The sequence below is a fragment of the Syntrophomonas curvata genome, assembly GCF_052976825.1.
The window spans coordinates 2,314,781-2,333,335 of sequence record NZ_CM129641.1; the positions used below are offsets into that span (position 1 = coordinate 2,314,781).

Consider the following 18,555-nt stretch of genomic DNA (forward strand, 5'->3'; position numbering starts at 1 on the left):
ACTGACCCCTTCTCATATTATTAATAAGGAATTGCGCGGTTTTTATATAAATTTTGCCGCGTTTTCCGAACGGATTTCCTGCGTCAGGAATCTTTGGGCAAAACAGTTATAAAATATCCTCTTGCGGCTATGCGGTCCCAGGGCGTTAATTTAAAACTTTCCCAATATGTGGCCCGAAGATTATCACCGCCATTACGACAGCGTTAAAAGCTGCCAGCAATACGGCTCCGGCGGCCAGGTTTTTTGCCAGACCGGCCAGATGGTGAAAATCCGGTGTCACCAGATCGACTGTCTTCTCAATGGCCGTATTAATAGTTTCCGCCACCAGTACCATAAAAACACTAAGTACCAGCAATCCCCATTCCATACGGCTTATCCCGCTCAGCACGGCGATAATTATTACTGCTGCTGTGGCCAGAACATGTATTTTCATATTCTTTTCTGTCCTAAAACAATAGCTTAGGCCGGCAAAGGCACAGGAAAAGCTTTCTCTCAGCCTGCGCATCTTAAATGGTCACCTTTCCAGTTTAACCAACTGCATTATTTTCTCTTCCAGGGTTCGCATTACCTGGGCTTCTTCCTCCAGTTCATGGTCATAGCCTAATAAATGCAGCATACCGTGGGCTACCAAATAACCCAGTTCTCTTTCCAGGCCATGACCATATTCCTGGCTTTGCAGAGCTGCCTGTTCCAGGGAAATCACTATATCGCCTAAGATATTGACTTCCAGACTGGAATCATACTCCGGCTCCTCATCCGACAACTCATTCATAGCAAAGGAGAGAACATCGGTGGGCCGATTTTGCTGGCGATAAATAAAATTAAGTTCCTGAATATAACTGTTATCGACTATCATTATGCTCACTTCGCTGTTCTTGGGTAAACGGCCAACCTTGGCGACAGTATTGCATACATTTACAATTATCTGTTGCAGCTCTTTCCCGTAATTAATCTTGTTCTGCTGGTTTATTATCATGGTCTCCATGCTTTTCTCTCCTTTTTTCAAACTCGCGGACTATTATTTCAGGATATTCGATTCTTTTATGGTACAGCCCTTCAAGACTTTTACAGAATGATACCGCAATAACGTCCAAATCCTTAAAGGTCAAATCGCAGGCTTCCAGCTGACCGTCATTAAGTTTATCCCGGATTATCCTGCGCACCATGTTTCTTATCTTGTCCGGGGTAGGATCCTGCAATGACCTTACTCCGGCCTCGACCGAATCTGCCAGCATAACCAGCGCCACTTCCTTGCTCTGGGGTTTCGGGCCTTCATAACGGAAACTATCTTCACTGAGGTTTCCCTCCCGGTCCTCTTCCAAAGCCCGGCTGTAAAAATATTTGGCTAGGCTGGTGCCATGGTGCTGCTCAATAAAATTGGTTATATCCTGAGGCAGATGGGCTTCCCGGGCCAGTTCCACCCCTTCCCGGACATGGGAGGTAATTATTAAGGCGCTCAGGGCCGGGGCAATCTTTTCATGGGGGTTGTCAAATCCCCGCTGGTTTTCCACAAAATAATCCGGCCGCTTGATCTTGCCTATATCGTGATAATAGGCTCCCACCCTTACCAGCAGAGGGTTGGCCCCTATGAACTCTGCCGATGCTTCCGCCAGATTACCTACCATCAAGCTGTGATGATAGGTGCCCGGAGCTTCCATCAGCAGTCTTTTTAACAGTTCATTATTAGGATTGGATAATTCCAAGAGCTTAATCATGCTGGTAATAGAAAACGCTGATTCCAGATAAGGGAGCGCCCCAATCATCAAAACGGCGGAAAGAATGCCGTTTACCGCACCAATGGCTACTCCTGTCAATATCAGGTTGAGGGTTACATTCCCTCCTATCAGGGTCAAAGTAAGAATACTGGTTATATTGGCTACGGCAATATAGAAACCTGACCGGGCCAGATCAGAGGTCTGGTTCAGGCGGTAAACCTGGAATATTCCCACGGTTCCGCCAACGAAGGCGGTTATAGCATAGAACAACTGGTTGCCCTCGGTTAAAAGTCCGACATAAAGGGCCATTATCATGGTCATAAAATAAGCCAGGCGATTGTCCAACAGGATGGCAATCAGCATGGAACCGGCACTTACCGGCGCCAGATAGCCAATCAAAACGTTTATATCCGGCATATCGCCAATCTTTATTACGGTCAGGAAACGGGTAAATGACAGTATGAGAATAAAAATCAGGCCGATTAAGAGCATGAGCATATGGTTTTCAAATATTTTTTTGTAATAGCGGCGTACGAACTCTATAGTCAGCCAGAAGGTAAGCAGGACAAAGATAGCCGAACCTATCAGGGTCAGGGGATAGCTTTTGCTTCTTTGGATACCCAATTGTTCCAGGGTGGAAATCTGTTCGGCGGTAACCCGGTCGCCTTCGCGGACGATTATTTCTCCCGCCTTTACCGTTTTTTGCACCGGTTTAACCCCGTCCATAGCTTCCTTTATAGCTTTATCGGTAGCTTCCTTATTAAAAACCAGGTTGGGTTTTATGGCATTAATAATCGTTATTTTCATTATTTCCCGGGCTTGCAGGGAATACTCCAGCTGGTCAATCTGTTTGGCCGCCTGGTCAAAAACACTCTCCAGGGTTTCTTCGGTGGCTGGTTTTTGCATCAGGCCCTGGACAATGCCGATCGATGCCGCCTGCATCTGCTGCAGGTCTTCGGGGCTTACATTGCCCAGGTAGCCGGCCATCTGATTGGCATCGTATTTGGTTTCAACATTTCTTCCTTCTTTGTTGGTGCTCTCGAGCAGTTCCCGGAGCTTGTCATTGTTTCCTTCACCCGCAGCCCGGATGGCATTAACCATGCTAAAGAAGCCGTTTATTTCATTCCTGGTCGCGGTCAGGGCATAGGTATCTTCCTGATAAACTTTTTGCACTTTCTCCGCAGCCTGTCTCTTCAGTTCCTCGGTTTTAGCCTCATCAATGATTACCGAAGTCGTGTTGGACTGAATATTGCGCCGGGCGACCTCGTCCGGTTTCAAAGTCACCTGTTTGGGGTTAAAATTGCTGAATACTATTAAAATGGTTATAGAAAAGAAAATCAGAACCCCCAGCACCTTTTTGGTGTTGGATTGTCCCAGAAATGCCAATAATCTTTTGCTGATTATATCGGAGATACCAGGTATTCTCATGAATAATCCCCTTAAATAATCGAATTGCCAATTAATGAAAGGAGCTCAGGCGCTGGATCAGGCTCAAAAGCCCCGGGTTATTTACGGTCGGTGCTCAGTTGCCACCTCATAGGCTTCATAAGCATCGATTATTTTCTGTACCAAGGGATGGCGAATAACGTCTTCCTTGCTCAGATACTCGAATGATACACCCTTTACCTGGCCCAGTATCTTTTGTATTTCAATCAGGCCTGAATACTCTTCTTTCGGTAAGTCCACCTGAGTTATGTCACCGGTAATAACAGCTTTGGAGCCAAACCCCAACCGGGTTAAAAACATCTTCATCTGCTGAGGAGTCGTGTTCTGAGCTTCATCCAGAATAATAAATGCATTATTAAGCGTCCGCCCTCTCATATAAGCCAGAGGTGCAATTTCAATAATGTTTTTTTCCAGATAGCGCTGGGTAACATCCACTCCCAGTATATCAAACAACCCGTCATACAGAGGTCTGAGGTAAGGATTGATCTTTTCGATAAAGTCTCCCGGCAGGAAGCCTAGCTTTTCCCCCGCTTCCACCGCCGGGCGCACCAGTACGATGCGCTCAACATCCTTGTTTTTCAGAGCATTGACGGCCATCACTACAGCCAGATAAGTCTTTCCCGTACCCGCAGGGCCGATACCAAATACCACGTCATCCCTCAATATAGCCTGAACATAGCGTTTCTGGCCGATAGTCTTGGCTTTTATGGCCTTGCCCCGGGCAGTGGTAACAATAGTGCCGGATACGATATCCCGATGCCTGGTCTTGTCGCCCCGCTGCTGCAGGTTATGCATATAGTTGATATCGCTGATGTTTAATTGCTCTTCACTTTCAACAATGTCTATCAGGCTGTGCACCAGATCAAAGGAAGCATTTACATCTTCGGTATCGCCTTTGATATAAATATCTGCACCCCGGGCGGAAATATCCGCCGGGCATATGCTTCTCAGGTATTTGAAATTAGCGTCTCCACTGCCAAAAAAAATAGCTGCTTCTTTATTGTCCTTTAGAGATATTCTCGCTTCCTTTTCGGCCAATAAAAATCCCCCTACTTCTTTACTGTCATGCTATATCCTAGTTATTATAGCATATATGCATTATTAATTACCATTTGGCGATACATTTATAGGCTGGGCCGCAGCTATGTCTTCAATAGTCTCTACCGAAACCCGGGCTCTTAAAATCGGATCACTGGGACGGGACAAAATATCCACCCGGGACTCATTGATTTTCTTGTCTCCCCCCATCTTGCGCATCAGGGGTTTCATAGCCCTCTCCCGGGCAATCTTTACCGCCTCTTTTTCGGAAAAGTCCCGGGCCTCTTTAACCTGTTCCTCCATTTTGAGCCGGTAGAGCCGGAAATCTCCCAAGGGGCTTTTTATCACCGTCTTATCTACTGCCTGTTGGTAAAAGGGATAGGACTTCTCCCTCTGTCCCTTTAGGAAAACGGTTTTCCAAGGCGTCTCTATATATATTTTACTTAACCTGCGGCCGCTTAAAACCATTTTTTCTTCATGCAGGCGGCACTCGCCATAGCCTTCATACCATACCCGGGCCTTGACCTGCCCCCGGGCTTTTACCGTGTAAGGCTTAAGCCCCTCTTCGTCCTCCTCTTCCTCCGGACTTTGCACTATGTAGGGGCTCTTTTCGGGAAAAACAACGCCTGATATAAGTATGTCCCCTTTCTTGACCACATCACCGGGTTTGACACCGGCCTGCCCGTCCAGCGCCAGTACCTCCTCAATAATCCCGTCCCGGGTAGCTACCAGATGGCAGGGCCCCGCAATATCGTTGCGGGGCAGGATTTTCTCCACCACCTCAATCCTGGCTTTGACTCCATGAATATCAAGCTTGACGTAGCTGAGCTGGGTCAGGTCCCTGAGCATGGCCTCCTCCACCTCGGTACGGCTGAAATTCCATTTGGCGGCTCCCTGGTAGACTCCATGCTTGGCGGCCGTAAGCATAATCTTGCCGGTCTCCGTCTTTTTATTGCCATTTACCTCAATAAACCAGACAAAGGAGGACATGATATACAGCGCCGCTATAAAGATCAGGGCTCCGGTAAAAAACCCCAGCCTTCTTTGAAAAAGATGGCGGTAAAAAGGCAGGCCTTGTTTACCGGTTACATCCAGGTCATAGCCATTATTCTCGCTAAGGGCTTTAAGGGCGTTAAAGCCGCTGGTACGCACCTTGAAGTTCATATTGTCGCCGTTTTTTTTAATATCCCATATGTAAATACCGCGGCTGGCTGCCATATTGATAATCTTTTCCTGATTCTTGCCCTTGAGTGCAACCTTTATGGTCCCCCCTACCTGGTCAAATAATCTGTTAGCCATCTTATTCCTCCCGTCAGTCCAAGTACCTAATGGCCGTTACTTCACCGGTTACCTTCATTTCATCAGCCATCAGGGCTCTGATTTCCAGACCGCTGCCTTCAATCTCCAGGAAGCCCCGGCTTAAATTTACCCGCAGGCGATTAAGATTGTATTCGATAATACCCCGGTGGTTTTCGATATAGAGCTCATTTCTCCCCACTACCGTTACTTTGGGCAAATCCAGCACCAGGTCTTTGGGTATGTCCAGAAACTCGGCCATAGCCTGCCGGATAACATCCTTGCGCTTCTCCATCCAAGGCACCTCCATTTTTTTAAGGCCACATCCAGCGCCTTCTAGTCAAATATATGTCATTAAAATGCGCTGCATTCAAAAATAAGCCCCCTTCCCGGCGCTGAGGAAAGGAGGCTTATCGGAGCATTCGCTTGGGAACAGGGCCGGCTAAATACTGGGTCACAATTAAGGAAAAATAAAAAAAGGAATAGCGCCAAAATCGATTTTTCGCACTACTCCTTACTCTTCGAGTCATGCCCAGTCTCAAAACACGGCCGATTAGTAAAACGATACGGCTACAATACCGACCAGAAACGATAATATGACCATGCTTACTATAATCCAAACAAAGGTCTTCTGTTTTTTATTCTGCATGCCTTTATTCATAAAACTCAATGCCAATCACCCCCCGGAAGGCGGATAGTCTTAAATTTGTAAACTGGAGCGGCATTACGCTCCAGGATAGGGATAAAATTCATAATTCAAAGCCCGGCAAAGTAATTCTGTTGCCGGGCCTGTTTTTCGGTCTAAGTTAATGCGGTTTACAAGTTATAAATGGAACTTTTTGTTACTCTACCCATGTCCTGCGGACCGGTTGTTCCATACTTTCGATTACATCCCCTACAATTGCTCTTAACGTCTTCACTCAGCTCGGGAAGGTAACTCTGAAACATCAAGCCCTAGAATTTCTTTTTCTTACGGGCAGCTTCAGACTTCTTTTTTCTCTTTATGCTCGGTTTTTCATAATGATCGTGTTTTCTTATATCCTGCATAACCCCTGATTTTTGGCAGGAACGTTTAAATCTCTTAAGAGCACTATCAAGGGATTCGTTTTTTCCTACTTTTACTTCGCTCATTGTTTCCCTCCCCTCATCCGACTAGGCTGAAATAAAATACCCATACATTTTACTATTATATAGCCATTTCAGTCAAGTTTAGCCCGGAGGCCAGAGCATTTCTCTGCCACCCAGCAGATGATAATGCAGGTGCATGACCTCCTGCCCCCCCAGGGGGCCGCAGTTTAATACCAGGCGGTATCCATCCGCAGCGATATTCTGTTCCCTGGCTATCTGCATGGCTGCCAGCTGAGTATGGCCCAAGAGCAATTCATCAGCAGCGCTAATATCGTTGAGGGAAGCAATGTGGTTTCGGGGTATCAAAAGAATGTGCACCGGAGCCGAAGGATTGATGTCCTTGATAGCAATAACCAGTTCATCTTCGTACACTACTTGGGACGGTATATCTTTTGCTGCAATCTTGCAAAATAAGCAATCCGACATGCTAATTAGTCACCCCCTCCGGTATAATCTCCAACTGCATGGATAGAAGTAGTAAATATTTGTTTTTATTTTATCAAATAATACGGGTAAAACCAAATTCTTTTGCCGGAAGTTTCTAAATTTGCTTACCAGAGACATTTACAATATTTATGGGCTATGCTGATCGAATATGCGGTGCAAGTTTGATATGATAAAACTGATTTATTTAAGGAGAGATTTATAATGCCGCATTTAATGTCAACCATGAAAATCAGGAACCTTACCCTGAAAAACAGGCTGGTTATGCCGCCTATGGCTACTTCGAAATCCGGCCGGGACGGCAAGGTCAGCCAGGAAATCCTGGACTATTATGATGAAAAATCACAGGGCGGCTACATAGGCTTGATCATCATCGAGCATAGCTTTATTGCCCAATCCGGAAAGGCTAACGTAAATCAGCTCTCCGCAGCCGATGATAGCATGATAGAAAAATTAAACGACCTGGCCCGGATTATTCATCAAAACGGCTCCAAGGCGGTAATGCAGATTAATCATGCCGGAAGTGCAGGCAGTCAGAATATCACCGGTTATGAACCAATAGGCCCGTCAGCGGCAGCTAATCCAAGGACGGGCGGTATTCCCCGAGAACTTGGCAGAGAGGACATCATAGAGCTGATAAAGCGATTTGCCGATGCCGCTTTGCGCGTTAAAAAGGCCGGTTTTGACGGGGTAGAGATTCATTCCGCTCATGGATACCTTCTAAATCAGTTTTTCTCGCCCCTCAGCAACAGACGAGCCGATGAATACGGCGGGGATGTGCGGGGAAGGATCAGGATGCATCTCGAAGTTATAAAAGCGGTGCGCAATGCGGTTGGCGATAGTTTCCCCATTTTTCTCCGCTTGGGCGCTTCTGATTACCGGGAGGGGGGAACTACCATAGAAGACAGTAAAATTGCAGCCCGGGAATTCGAACGAGCCGGGGTGGATGTGCTGGATGTTTCCGGAGGCTTCTGCGGATACATTGTCCCGGGGCTGACTGGTCAGGGATATTTTTCTCCTCTTACCGCAGCTTTAAAACAGGTGGTCTCCATCCCGGTCATATTGACCGGTGGAATAACTGATGCCAAAGCAGCGGAACAGCTGCTCGCCGAGGGCAAAGCTGATCTTATCGGGGTAGGCAGAGCTATATACAAAGATTCCGGGTGGGCCAAAAGGGCTGTCGAGAGTCTGTAAAACCTGTCAGGGAGCCTTATCCTCCGGGGCCAAATCGCCGCTGACAGGCGGGTAGAGCCGGGGTATACAGTTAAACTGCGGCAGGCAAAAGCTACAGCAGGTTATGGGTACCATGTTTTCCGGAAAAAGAATCCCCCTGCTACAAATCCTTTTGGGAGTAAATGCGTATAGATACCGCCATGGAGATCAGGCCAATGAGCAAGGCCAGGAAAAAGGGCAGGAACTCTTGAATGACCGGCGGAAAAAGAAACATTGTCTGCCAATCGATAGTACGGGATTGGATCCGCTTCCATATATAAGGGAACAGGAAAGGTACCGCAAATATGGCAAAAAAGCTTATATATCTTACTTTTTCGTAGCCAAACCGGTATTGCAGCGGTACGATAACCCCATAGTATACCGTTACTGTTAAGAATGATATCCCCAAAGTCAGAAGGTTCAGCATTACAATATAATCCGGCAGCAGAAAAGCGGTAATTGTGTACAGGATATAGCAGCCAATAAAAATCCCCGCTATAAACAGGTACTTTGCTTTTACCAATGTTTTTCTGGTATAGGGAGTTGCGCTGAGCAATGCCGCCCCCTTGTATTTATCCTCGGATATAGATACCGAATTAAACAACATATACTCCGCCAAAAGAACGGTAACCAAAAAGCCGAGCAGGCCTCCGCTCATGGCATGGGTCTGGGTTTCCACGTAAATTGGCGCTCCCGTGACAAAGATTAGCATGAGCAGCCAATATTTTTTAGCCAGAATAAAATCCTTTTTGACCAGATCAAAGAGCATTGTCATCCCTCCCCACATAAGCCAGCATAATGTTTTCGATGGTCGGCCTTTCTATCAGTACGCCTTTCATTTGTTGGCGCACCTCGGATTTTTGGTCGGTAACGCCTTCAAATCCATATTCAGTTTCCTGCAAGGTTAAAAACATTCTCCGGGTCTGCTCGTCAAGCAGTCTCCGGTCCCCCTTAACCAAACCATGTTTGTCCAGCAAAACATCCTTTTCCTCGTTAAATATAATTCTGCCCTTGTCGATTAAAATCAGCACATCTGCTATCTTATCCAGATCGGAGGTAATATGAGTGGAAAAGAAAACACCCTTCCCCTCCTCTTGCATGAATTCTAAAAGTATATCCATCAGCTCACTTCGCACCAAGGGGTCAAGTCCGCTGGTCGGTTCGTCCATAATCAGCAAGTCCGCATGATGGGAAAGGGCAAGGGCGATACCATACTTCATCCGCATGCCTTTGGACAAGGTAGAGATCCTCTGTCCGGGCTGTAGCCGAAAACGCCTCATATTGCCTTCAAACACGGCTTCATCCCAGTTGGAATAGGCCGAAGCTATAACATTCTTCATTTCCTTTATGGTCATATCCTCGTAAAAATAACCTTCATCAAATACGATGCCGATATGGTTTTTCAGTTCTCGTTCATTCCGGCTCATTTCCCGGCCCAATAATTTGATATTTCCGGCATCTTTTAAAACCAACCCCAGTATCGCTTTTATGGTTGTGGTCTTTCCCGCGCCATTCACCCCGATGAAACCGGTTATACAACCCTCCAGCAAGGAGAAACTGACATCCTGCAGACTAAAGGCGGGAAAATCTTTCTGCAGTCCATCGACCTCTAAAATCGCGTTCAGTTTTCATCATCCTCCTCAAAAAGTAAATCCATCATAGCATACAGTTCACTTTTGCTGATTCCCAGGGAACGAGCCGTTTCCCATGCTTCGGCGAGCTTTACTTCCACCAGATGACGCTTCGTTTCCCGTAAGAGTTCGAGGTTTTCTGATGCAACGAATGTTCCTTTTCCGGCTTTGGTTAAAATAAAGCGTTCTGATTCAAGCTCATCATATACCCTTTTAGTAGTAAGAACACTCACATGCAGGTCATTTGCCAATGCCCTGATGGAGGGAAGCAGGTCGCCTCCCTGTAGTTCACCATGCAGTATGGCGGCTTTGATTTGCTCCTTTATCTGCTGATATAACGGCTGGTCGGATGCATTGGAGATAATAATCTTCATTGGGAAGCTCCTCTTTAAGTCTATGACTCCACAACTGTATATGCATTATATATACAGAATATACACAATAAACATCATTGTCAATGGTATCACTCCCTGAAAGAGCGGTTAGCGGTGTGGGGCCAGGCATTATTGCTTCAAGCGTGTGATTAATACGAAACCGCTGACAGCAGGCAAGCCGGCGGCAGGTCAAGGTGACCCGCAATTGCAATGCCTTACCAGGTTTGGATGCGCAAGTATGCCCGCAGAAAGGTGTGTCCCGGGCGCATCAGCTTTCCCTATATACCCGGGACTCTTCGTGGTTTAGTTGGTTTGTACCCGGCCGATTTTACCATAGGCCTTGCTTACATCCTTGACTGTCATATTAATCCTGCTGCCCAGCAAGGGTTTCAGTTCGGCCATTTCCCGGCGGGGAATGACGGCGGTTACAACCAGACGCTCATTACCGTTGACCCCATAGCCCTTGAAGGTAGTCACCGAATAACCCAGGGCACGGAGTTGGTCGGCCAGCTTTATCCCCTCCTGCAGATGCTTGTGAATGCTTACCTCCAGCGTACCCAGCGCCAGTTTATTCTCAATAATACTACCCAGGTAGACCCCGCCCAACCGGCCGGCAGCAAATACTACCAGGAAGGCCAGGCTGGACGAGGTAGCCAGACATTTGAAGGCCAGGGCAAATACCATGGCATCAATAAAAGTGGTAACATAAACCAGCTTCATAACCTTTCTGGTCAGTAGTATGGTTTTTAGATTGCCCAGGGTGGTACTCAACAGATTTAAGCCAAAAACTGCAATCAGGTTTATGATTTCCATCCGATACGCACCGATCAGGTCAATAGCAAAACCCGCAGGCGCTATTAAGTTTTGCAATAGAGCGTTAATGTAGAACATGTAGTTTCACCCCCAAAATTAAAGCCAGGTACGTTATAAGCAGTACCTGGCCTTTTATATCATACTTTAGTTTTTTAAAAAACGTACGGTATTGACGCCCCTTTCTGCGCGGTCATCAGTTAGACGTCGGGAAGCAATTATTTGTTCCCTGCGTGAAGATTATAGAATGCTACCGGTTCTCTTTCGGGCCGCCGGTTTACACTGATTCATCCTCGTCCTTTTGAATATGGAAAGACGAGGCCAGTTCGAACAGGGTTCGGGAGTATTTTACCAGTTCCCCGGCTGTTTCCGTTGCCCGGTGGGTGGCATCTAACTGGATATTGGCTATGCTGTTAATCTGCTGGTTGACAATCTGCAGGGTATTCTGATAATCATCCAGATTTCGGCCTACTCCGTTTACATAGTTGTAGATGTCAATATAATCAATCAGCAGCGACTCGGATGATTTACACAATTCTTTCGTCTTCTGGGCCAAAGATTTAATATCGCAGCTCATGAGGGAATCCTCCGGAAGAGCAGGAGCGGCATCTTCAAGCTTCGGCATCGTTTCCCTCAAGGCTTCTATCTGGCTAAAAACCGAGCGGCACAGATGATTCCAGGCAATCATTTTTTCCATAAACAGTTGTATATTAGGCGGGTTCTCCAGTGAATCGCGGTTGTCAGCCCCTTGTACATAAGACCTGCCAATCAGCATGCTGAGTTCACTGGTTACTACCGGCAGCGTAGTCCTGGATTCACTCATGGTTATTGCCAGTTCATGCCCGGTCATGCCCATTTTATTAGCCATACTTATAACTTGGCGAATAAGGTTTTCCTGCTGTCTAAGCATATGGTTGAGGCTGTTGCCCAGCATGCCTATTTCGTCCTGGCCGTCAACCGTTGCTCGCACTGTGAAATCCCCTTTTTCTACCCTTCGCATAATGCTGGCAAACTCCATGATCGGTTTGGTTATCCTCGAGGTCAAGCCCGTTATCAGCAGGGAAATCACAATCATACCTATTATTACGGTTACCAGCGAAAACTGTCCCAGGCGATTGGCATCCCGTCTTATTTCATCCACCGGTACAATTACCCCCACCGACCAACCAACTTCGGAAACCGGCGAGTATAATAGATAATTGTTGACTTGCTGCATGGAAATTTCGGCTATTCCCTTTTCCCCGGTCATCATTTTGCTCTTAATCTCATCCATTACCGATTTGTTTTCCTTCAGGCTTCTTATATATTTTTGGTAATACGGGCTCTTGGGATTGGCAATGGGCTCTCCGTTCTCATCCAGCATAAAAGCATAGCCGGTACTGCCGATATGGATTTCCTCAATGGCTTTTTGCATGCGCTCTACCGGGATATCCACCGCAGCGACCCCTAAAAGGTTGCCCTGTTGGTCATAAAACGGGGCTGAGGCGGTAACCACATATTTCGCGGTTAAAGGGCAAACATAGGGGGCGGTATAAACCAGGGTTCCCTCCCGGGCTGCGGCCCGATACCAGGGACGATTGGTAGCATCATAATTTTTAGGGTAGGTGAATTCCATATTGCCAAATAAGCGATCGGTTTTAGCTGCGGCCACATACACAAATCCTATATCCTGATTAAGGCTGACTATTCTTTGAAAAGAGGTCATCATTTCCTTATAATCCCTGTCATGCTCCAAATCCACCGGCTGAGATTTAACTTTTTGGGCAAAGGCATGGATTTGCTCGTTTTGGGCCAGAGTCCAGGCATTCTGCCCTCTCTGCAGAAGATAGGACTCTATCCTGGCAGTGGCGCTATCAGCTATGGCGGTAGCTTTGTCTTTGCTCAGGTTTTCCACCTGATACCTGGCCCAGGAATAATTTACTACGCTGATCCCGAGCAAGAAGATAGTAGTTATAGCCAGGATATACACGAGTAGACGCTTTTCAATACTGTCATTCACAATATTCCCCTCCAGCCAACTATTTACATGCTATAGAATCTGATACTTCTTGATTTTCCGGTAAAGGGTAGCCCGTCCGATATTAAGGATAAGAGCCGCCTGGGTAACGTTGCCGTCGCATTGGTTTAAAGCCCGTGCAATTTCTATTTTTTCCATTTCCTCCAGAGTGTTTACAACCGGTGCACTCCCGGGCGCCGCAGTTGAAGAAGCAGCGGCCTTTTCCCCCAGCAGTAAACCAATATGTTCAAGGTCAATAATATCATCAGCCAGGTTGACAGCCGTTTCGATTGTGTTTTCGAGCTGGCGTATATTCCCCGGCCAATGGTAATCCATGAATACTTGCATAGCTGCATCGCTTATCTTTTCAACCCTTTTATGCAGCTTCTTATTTACCATGGCGATAAAAAATTGTGCCAGCAAAGGGATATCATCCTTCCTTTCCCTGAGGGGCGGCAGGCGAAGGTTGATGACGTTGAGCCGGTAGAACAGATCCGCCCGGAATTTATTGGCGGCGATAAGCTCCTCCAGTTTCTGGTTGGTGGCGGAGATAACCCTGATATCAACTGGTATGGGAGTAGAGCCCCCCACCGGTACTATCGACCTTTCCTGTAAAACGCGCAGCAGTTTCGGCTGCAGTTCCAGAGGCATATCCCCGATTTCATCCAGAAACAAGCTGCCCTTATGGGCGCACAAAAACTTGCCTTGCATGCCTTGTTTCCGTGCCCCGGTAAACGCCCCCTCCACATAGCCGAACATTTCGGTTTCAATTAATTCCCGGGGAATAGCTGCGCAATTAATGGCTACAAAGGGGCCATTGGCGCAAGCACTGGCATTATGGATGGCTTGGGCAAAAAGTTCCTTTCCGGTACCGCTTTCTCCGCTTATGAGGACATTGGAAGGACTTTTGGCCACGGCATTGGCCAGGCCAAGCAGCTTCATAAATTCTTTATTCTGCCCTACGATATCTTTGAATTCATATTTATTGAGTGTTTTTTTACTTTCTTTACGGGTATCATTTTTAGCCGCTTCAAATGAGAGATGCCAGCCTACGCAGCGGTCATAATCCGAACATACCGGGCTGATTCGGGTTAAAATTTCAACCTTTGCGGCAGGAGAACAGGTAAGCAGTTTACACGTGCGGCTCTCACAGGAATCTTTATTAGAAATGTCCGGGGGCAGGCTTACCGTTATGTCCGGGAGGGAAAGGTCGATCAGCTCTTCCTTGGGCAGGCCCAGCAGGATCTCTGCCTGGCGGTTGACCTGAATAATATTTAAAGCACTATCAACTACCATGTTGCCCTGATTAGGGTCCAGATGATTAAAAAATTCTTTCAGCAGGTATAGTTCGTCCAAACTTTTTCGGGCTTCCAACATCTTTACCGCTGCCTGTACCAGGGTACGGATAATATTATCCAGTATACCGGAATCCAAAAGGTTGGAGCTGTTCTCCGGTAAAATATAGCCCACGCAAGCTATCAGCCTGCCCCCGTCCACAATAGGAATACCCAGGGAAATGCATTGTTTAAAACCGGAACGGCTATGCTTCTTTCCCGCTATTTTAACGGTTTCAAGACTTTTCAAGGCCAGACCCAGAGCGTTCACCCCGCTTGCCTCTACCGCCAGGCAGCAGCCTTCCGGTACGCCCCCGGCAGATTTGCGGTTGAGCCGATAAAGCACAAAGCCCTCTTCATCGGTTACCAGCAGTTCATTGCTTATAGTCCCGGAAGAGGCAAGCAGCTCAGACAGTGACTGAACCAAAGAATCCAAGTCCATGCGTTCTTCCTGTCTGCTTTTTACCTGAGCGTAATCCAGATAGGCCGTAGTAGCGTTATTCCCATTTTCAGGCAGTGATGGACCGCCTGCTCTACTACCAGACATCTGTCTCTGGCCTGGTGCTTTTACTTTTCTTTCTCCCATACCGCCACCACAAATCTTTCCATTTATTTAGCTTCCAGTTTGGGGGTTAATTACGGTTGAATAACAAAAAGCACTGGTTATATTGCCATTAAAGAATGCCTGTATATAGTTGGTTCGACAATTGCTTCGATGAGAGCGCAGGGTGACTAAAAATGTTAATTTATTATTAATTATACCGTAATATTAAAAGTCTGTTATTAGAAAATTTTATCGCTATTGGTCGTTTTTTGTCTGGCGACAATGTCCCGGCTCCAGAAATTCCCTAAGGCTTTAAAAATAAAGCAGCAGCAGATAGACCGTAGAAAGCATTATCGAAACCAGCATCAACGGGAAAGCTATTTTAAAATAGGAAATGAAAGTCAGGCGATGCCCTTCCCGGGCCGCAATTCCTGATACGATGACATTGGCGGAGGCGCCGATAATAGTTCCGTTGCCGCCGAGGCAGGCTCCCAACGCCAATGCCCACCAGAGCGGGGCAACATTCATATGTCCGATTACCGCCATTTCCTTTATCAGCGGAATAAATGTCGCCACAAACGGTATGTTGTCAATAAAGGCCGAAGCTACGGCTGACAGCCATAGTACCAAAATGGTAGAAGCCTTCAGATTGCCATGGGTTATAGCAACTGCTCCCCGGGCCATATCTTCAATTATCCCGACCTTTTCCAGACCTCCTACCAGGATAAACAAGCCGATAAAGAAAAACAGGGTGGCCCATTCCACCGTATGCAATACTTCATCAAGGTTTTCCCGGGTCAGGAGGAGCAGCAGCGATGCTCCGGTCAGGGCAATGGCAGCAGGTTCCAACCCTAAAGCTCCGTGGGTGATAAAACCCAGTATGACCATACCAATCACGGATAAAGATTTTTTCATCAAAACCGGGTCTTTTATCGCTCCTTCGGCATTCATAGCCATTAACCGGGCTCTGTTTTCTTCAGTGCTATGCATCCTTTTACCGTAAATCAGCTTTAAGAGCCATAGCGTTACCACAAACACTACTAGCACAACGGGGGCCAGGTTATATACAAAATCCATAAAACCAAGACCGGTGGCACTGCCGATCATGATATTAGGCGGATCACCTATCAAGGTAGCTGTACCCCCAATGTTGGAAGACAGTATCTCTGCAATTAAAATCGGTACGGGAGTTATTTCCAGGGCCGAACAAATCGATATGGTGACCGGCACCACCAGCAATACGGTGGTGACATTATCAAGGAAAGCCGATGCGACCGCCGTAACGATGCTCAGGGCGATCATGGTTTTAATTGGGTCGCCCCCCGTCTTATGAGCTGCCTTAATGGCCATATATTCGAATACCCCACTCCGGCGGGTGATGCCCACAATTATCATCATGCCTACCAGCAGGCCGATGGTATTGAAATCAACTTTGCCTACCGCCTCGGTAAAGTCCAGAACTCCCAGTAGCACTAACAGGCAAGCTCCTGCCAGGGCTACAATGGTACGGTGAATTTTTTCCGAAATGATTACTGTATATACGGTTAAGAAAAGCAAACCAGCAAACCATATTTGCCACTCCATTTTCTTCCTCCTTGACGGCTTCCTGTACAAATAATCCAGTAACAAGGGCTGTGAAAACGGTTTTAAACATTTCTGATCACAGCCCCTGTCAAGTCAGTTATTGTCTTGGGATCCAGTCCCGCTGCAAGTTATCGTCTTCAGGCCAGCGCATATATTTATTGGGCTTCAGCCAGGAAATCCCCCATTAATTCTTCTACCGGAACCTGCGCGCCTCTCTGGCATTCTTTAGGCACCACGCAGATGCCGGTAGCCTGGGCGACCAGTATGGGTTCGGCCAGGACTTCACAGGCCGACGGGCTCTCAGCCCCTGCTACCGGACGGATTACTTTCCAGGCTTCGAGTTTGAATTCCCGGGAGGTCTTGCCCATCCTGGTAAACCAGCCTACTGCTTCGATATAGTCACCAGCGTAAACCGGAGCCAGGAAGTCGATATGCTCATAGGTTCTGAACAAACCTTCATCCCCATCGCTTAAAATCAGCAATTCGGTGGCAACGTCGCCAAAAAGGTCCAGCATACGGGCGCCGTTAACTAATCCTCCCCCGTAATGGGCATCATGTTCACTCATTCTCAATCTAATCATTGCTTTTCTCATAATTAATCCTCCTTGATATATTATTAAACGTGCTCAGGCAGCTTCAACCATGGTCGTTTCAGGGCTGTCAGGGGTATTCTTAAAGGCAAAATGCCCGATGACAGCACCGGCTATGAAGAAGATGACAAAGCCAAAACCTATATTGGCTCCGGGTACAATATTGTAGAGACCCTGAAGGGCGTTCTCCACCCCGCCCAGCTGCAGGTACCCTCTGACCGCTTCCACTATCCCCCAGCCCAGGGAGGCGTAACAGGCGCCTTTCATGGCTCCTCTAAATCTAGGCGGGAAGAATACTATAAACAGCACCAGGGCAATACAGGGGGGGTAAATCATATTAAGGATGGGGGCAGTCCAGGTGACAATCTGGTTTAAGCCGGCAACGCTGATTATGGTGCTTACCACCAGGGTCACAATGGCTATTTTCTTATAATCCCATTTGCCGTGACTGGCATCAACAAAGTATTCCGCCGTCCCCGCCGTTAATCCGATAGCAGTGGTCATGGCCGCAAACACCAGGGCTACATTAAACACCATGGCGCCAATAAAACCGAACTGCTGTAAAACTACCGTGGCAAAAAGCTTGGCATAATCCAGGTCGCCATATACGCTTCCGGTGGAGGCTCCCAGGAAAAACTCTCCCAGTTCGATTAAAGCCAGCATCAGAAATCCAATGATTCCCGCTTTAACCAGATTGCTGAATATTACTGATTTATCTTTGGTCTTTACCCGATTAGCTATATCGGTCAGGATTATTCCGGCAAACATCAAGGCTGCGGGCAGATCCATGGTCTGGTAGCCGTTGATGAAGCCATAGGCCAGGGGATTGTCCGGATACATCTTGGCAACCGGGGTACCGATAGGGAATAACAGGCATTTGGCAATGATAATTACTTCCATCAGCAACAGCAACGGCACCAGGATTTTGCTTACTTTATCTACGATGTCGGTCTGCTTGTAGATGAACCAGTAGGTTATCGCATAATAGCCTACGGTAAACAGAAGCAATACTATAAAAGATGAACCTTCGATATTGAATATTTTAGATACCGCATCCCAGGCCGCGGCGCTCATACGCGGAATAACAAAGAAAGGCCCCATGATTAAAACCGTGAATGCGCCGAAGATCTGAGCGAATTTGGGGCCGACCTTGCTGGCCAGGGTAAAAAGCGGGCCGCCTCCTTTGTTTACGGCAAAATATCCCAGAAAAGGCAAGGCCAAACCGGTAAAGGCAAAGCCAATAAACGCCGGAAGAACTGAAGTTCCTGAATTACGCCCCCAGGTAGTTGGCCACAGCATACAGGAAGCGCCATAGTGCATGGCAAATACGGATCCTCCTATAGCCAGCAGCACCAGTAAGGGCAGGGTGTAAGAGCCTTTTGGGCTTCGGCTTTCCATATAAACGCCCCTTTC

18 protein-coding genes are annotated in these 18,555 nt (G+C 47.2%); 1 reads left to right on the forward strand and 17 read right to left on the reverse strand.

What is annotated here, in order from left to right; translation table 11 throughout:
* Window positions 1-145 precede the first annotated feature (145 nt).
* From ACU70B_RS10455 to ACU70B_RS10490, 8 genes are all read right to left on the reverse strand, one after another.
* Window positions 146-505, reverse strand: a complete 360-nt coding sequence (locus tag ACU70B_RS10455) for a diacylglycerol kinase (protein WP_447183483.1) — start codon at window positions 503-505, stop codon at window positions 146-148.
* Between the two features lie 9 nt (window positions 506-514).
* Entirely contained in the window at window positions 515-985 is a 471-nt protein-coding gene (gene ybeY / locus ACU70B_RS10460) for an rRNA maturation RNase YbeY (RefSeq protein ID WP_447183484.1), read from the reverse strand.
* Window positions 948-3,143, reverse strand: a complete 2,196-nt coding sequence (locus ACU70B_RS10465) for an HD family phosphohydrolase (RefSeq protein ID WP_447183485.1) — start codon at window positions 3,141-3,143, stop codon at window positions 948-950. The genes ybeY and ACU70B_RS10465 overlap by 38 nt, the downstream gene beginning before the upstream one ends.
* An 81-nt stretch (window positions 3,144-3,224) precedes the next feature.
* Complete coding sequence (locus ACU70B_RS10470; protein ID WP_447183486.1) at window positions 3,225-4,199, reverse strand: PhoH family protein; 975 nt, start codon at window positions 4,197-4,199, stop codon at window positions 3,225-3,227.
* Window positions 4,200-4,262: 63 nt separating this feature from the next.
* Complete coding sequence (gene yqfD / locus ACU70B_RS10475; RefSeq protein ID WP_447183487.1) at window positions 4,263-5,498, reverse strand: sporulation protein YqfD; 1,236 nt, start codon at window positions 5,496-5,498, stop codon at window positions 4,263-4,265.
* 13 nt (window positions 5,499-5,511) lie between these two features.
* Complete coding sequence (gene yqfC / locus ACU70B_RS10480; protein WP_447183488.1) at window positions 5,512-5,790, reverse strand: sporulation protein YqfC; 279 nt, start codon at window positions 5,788-5,790, stop codon at window positions 5,512-5,514.
* Window positions 5,791-6,449: 659 nt separating this feature from the next.
* Complete coding sequence (rpsU, locus tag ACU70B_RS10485) at window positions 6,450-6,626, reverse strand: 30S ribosomal protein S21 (protein ID WP_447183489.1); 177 nt, start codon at window positions 6,624-6,626, stop codon at window positions 6,450-6,452.
* A 78-nt stretch (window positions 6,627-6,704) separates the two neighbouring features.
* Entirely contained in the window at window positions 6,705-7,049 is a 345-nt protein-coding gene (locus ACU70B_RS10490) for a histidine triad nucleotide-binding protein (RefSeq protein WP_447183490.1), read from the reverse strand.
* 222 nt (window positions 7,050-7,271) lie between these two features.
* Here ACU70B_RS10490 and ACU70B_RS10495 point away from each other — a divergent pair, with 222 nt between their 5' ends.
* Entirely contained in the window at window positions 7,272-8,261 is a 990-nt protein-coding gene (locus ACU70B_RS10495) for an NADH:flavin oxidoreductase (RefSeq protein WP_447183491.1), read from the forward strand.
* A 139-nt stretch (window positions 8,262-8,400) separates the two neighbouring features.
* Here ACU70B_RS10495 and ACU70B_RS10500 read toward each other — a convergent pair whose 3' ends face one another.
* From ACU70B_RS10500 to ACU70B_RS10540, 9 genes are all read right to left on the reverse strand, one after another.
* Window positions 8,401-9,048 (reverse strand): ABC-2 transporter permease, encoded by a 648-nt coding sequence (locus ACU70B_RS10500; protein ID WP_447183492.1) that lies wholly within the window; start codon window positions 9,046-9,048, stop codon window positions 8,401-8,403.
* The gene (locus tag ACU70B_RS10505) at window positions 9,038-9,904 is read right to left on the reverse strand and encodes an ABC transporter ATP-binding protein (RefSeq protein WP_447185753.1); all 867 of its coding nucleotides are present in this window, start codon (window positions 9,902-9,904) and stop codon (window positions 9,038-9,040) included. The genes ACU70B_RS10500 and ACU70B_RS10505 overlap by 11 nt, the downstream gene beginning before the upstream one ends.
* A complete protein-coding gene (locus ACU70B_RS10510) occupies window positions 9,901-10,284 on the reverse strand; it encodes a GntR family transcriptional regulator (protein ID WP_447183493.1) in 384 nt (127 codons plus the stop codon). The genes ACU70B_RS10505 and ACU70B_RS10510 overlap by 4 nt, the downstream gene beginning before the upstream one ends.
* A gap of 303 nt (window positions 10,285-10,587) precedes the next feature.
* On the reverse strand, window positions 10,588-11,175 hold the full coding sequence (locus ACU70B_RS10515) for a hypothetical protein (RefSeq protein WP_447183494.1): 588 nt from the start codon (window positions 11,173-11,175) through the stop codon (window positions 10,588-10,590).
* A gap of 196 nt (window positions 11,176-11,371) precedes the next feature.
* A complete protein-coding gene (locus ACU70B_RS10520) occupies window positions 11,372-13,093 on the reverse strand; it encodes a cache domain-containing protein (RefSeq protein ID WP_447183495.1) in 1,722 nt (573 codons plus the stop codon).
* Between the two features lie 30 nt (window positions 13,094-13,123).
* Window positions 13,124-15,010: a sigma-54 interaction domain-containing protein gene (locus ACU70B_RS10525; protein ID WP_447183496.1), complete on the reverse strand. Its 1,887-nt coding sequence runs from the start codon at window positions 15,008-15,010 to the stop codon at window positions 13,124-13,126.
* A gap of 270 nt (window positions 15,011-15,280) precedes the next feature.
* Window positions 15,281-16,552, reverse strand: coding sequence for an ArsB/NhaD family transporter (locus tag ACU70B_RS10530; RefSeq protein ID WP_447183497.1), 1,272 nt, complete (start codon window positions 16,550-16,552; stop codon window positions 15,281-15,283).
* 155 nt (window positions 16,553-16,707) lie between these two features.
* A complete protein-coding gene (gene kal / locus ACU70B_RS10535; protein ID WP_447183498.1) occupies window positions 16,708-17,145 on the reverse strand; it encodes a 3-aminobutyryl-CoA ammonia lyase in 438 nt (145 codons plus the stop codon).
* Between the two features lie 33 nt (window positions 17,146-17,178).
* Window positions 17,179-18,540, reverse strand: a complete 1,362-nt coding sequence (locus ACU70B_RS10540; RefSeq protein WP_447183499.1) for a branched-chain amino acid transport system II carrier protein — start codon at window positions 18,538-18,540, stop codon at window positions 17,179-17,181.
* Window positions 18,541-18,555 lie beyond the last annotated feature (15 nt).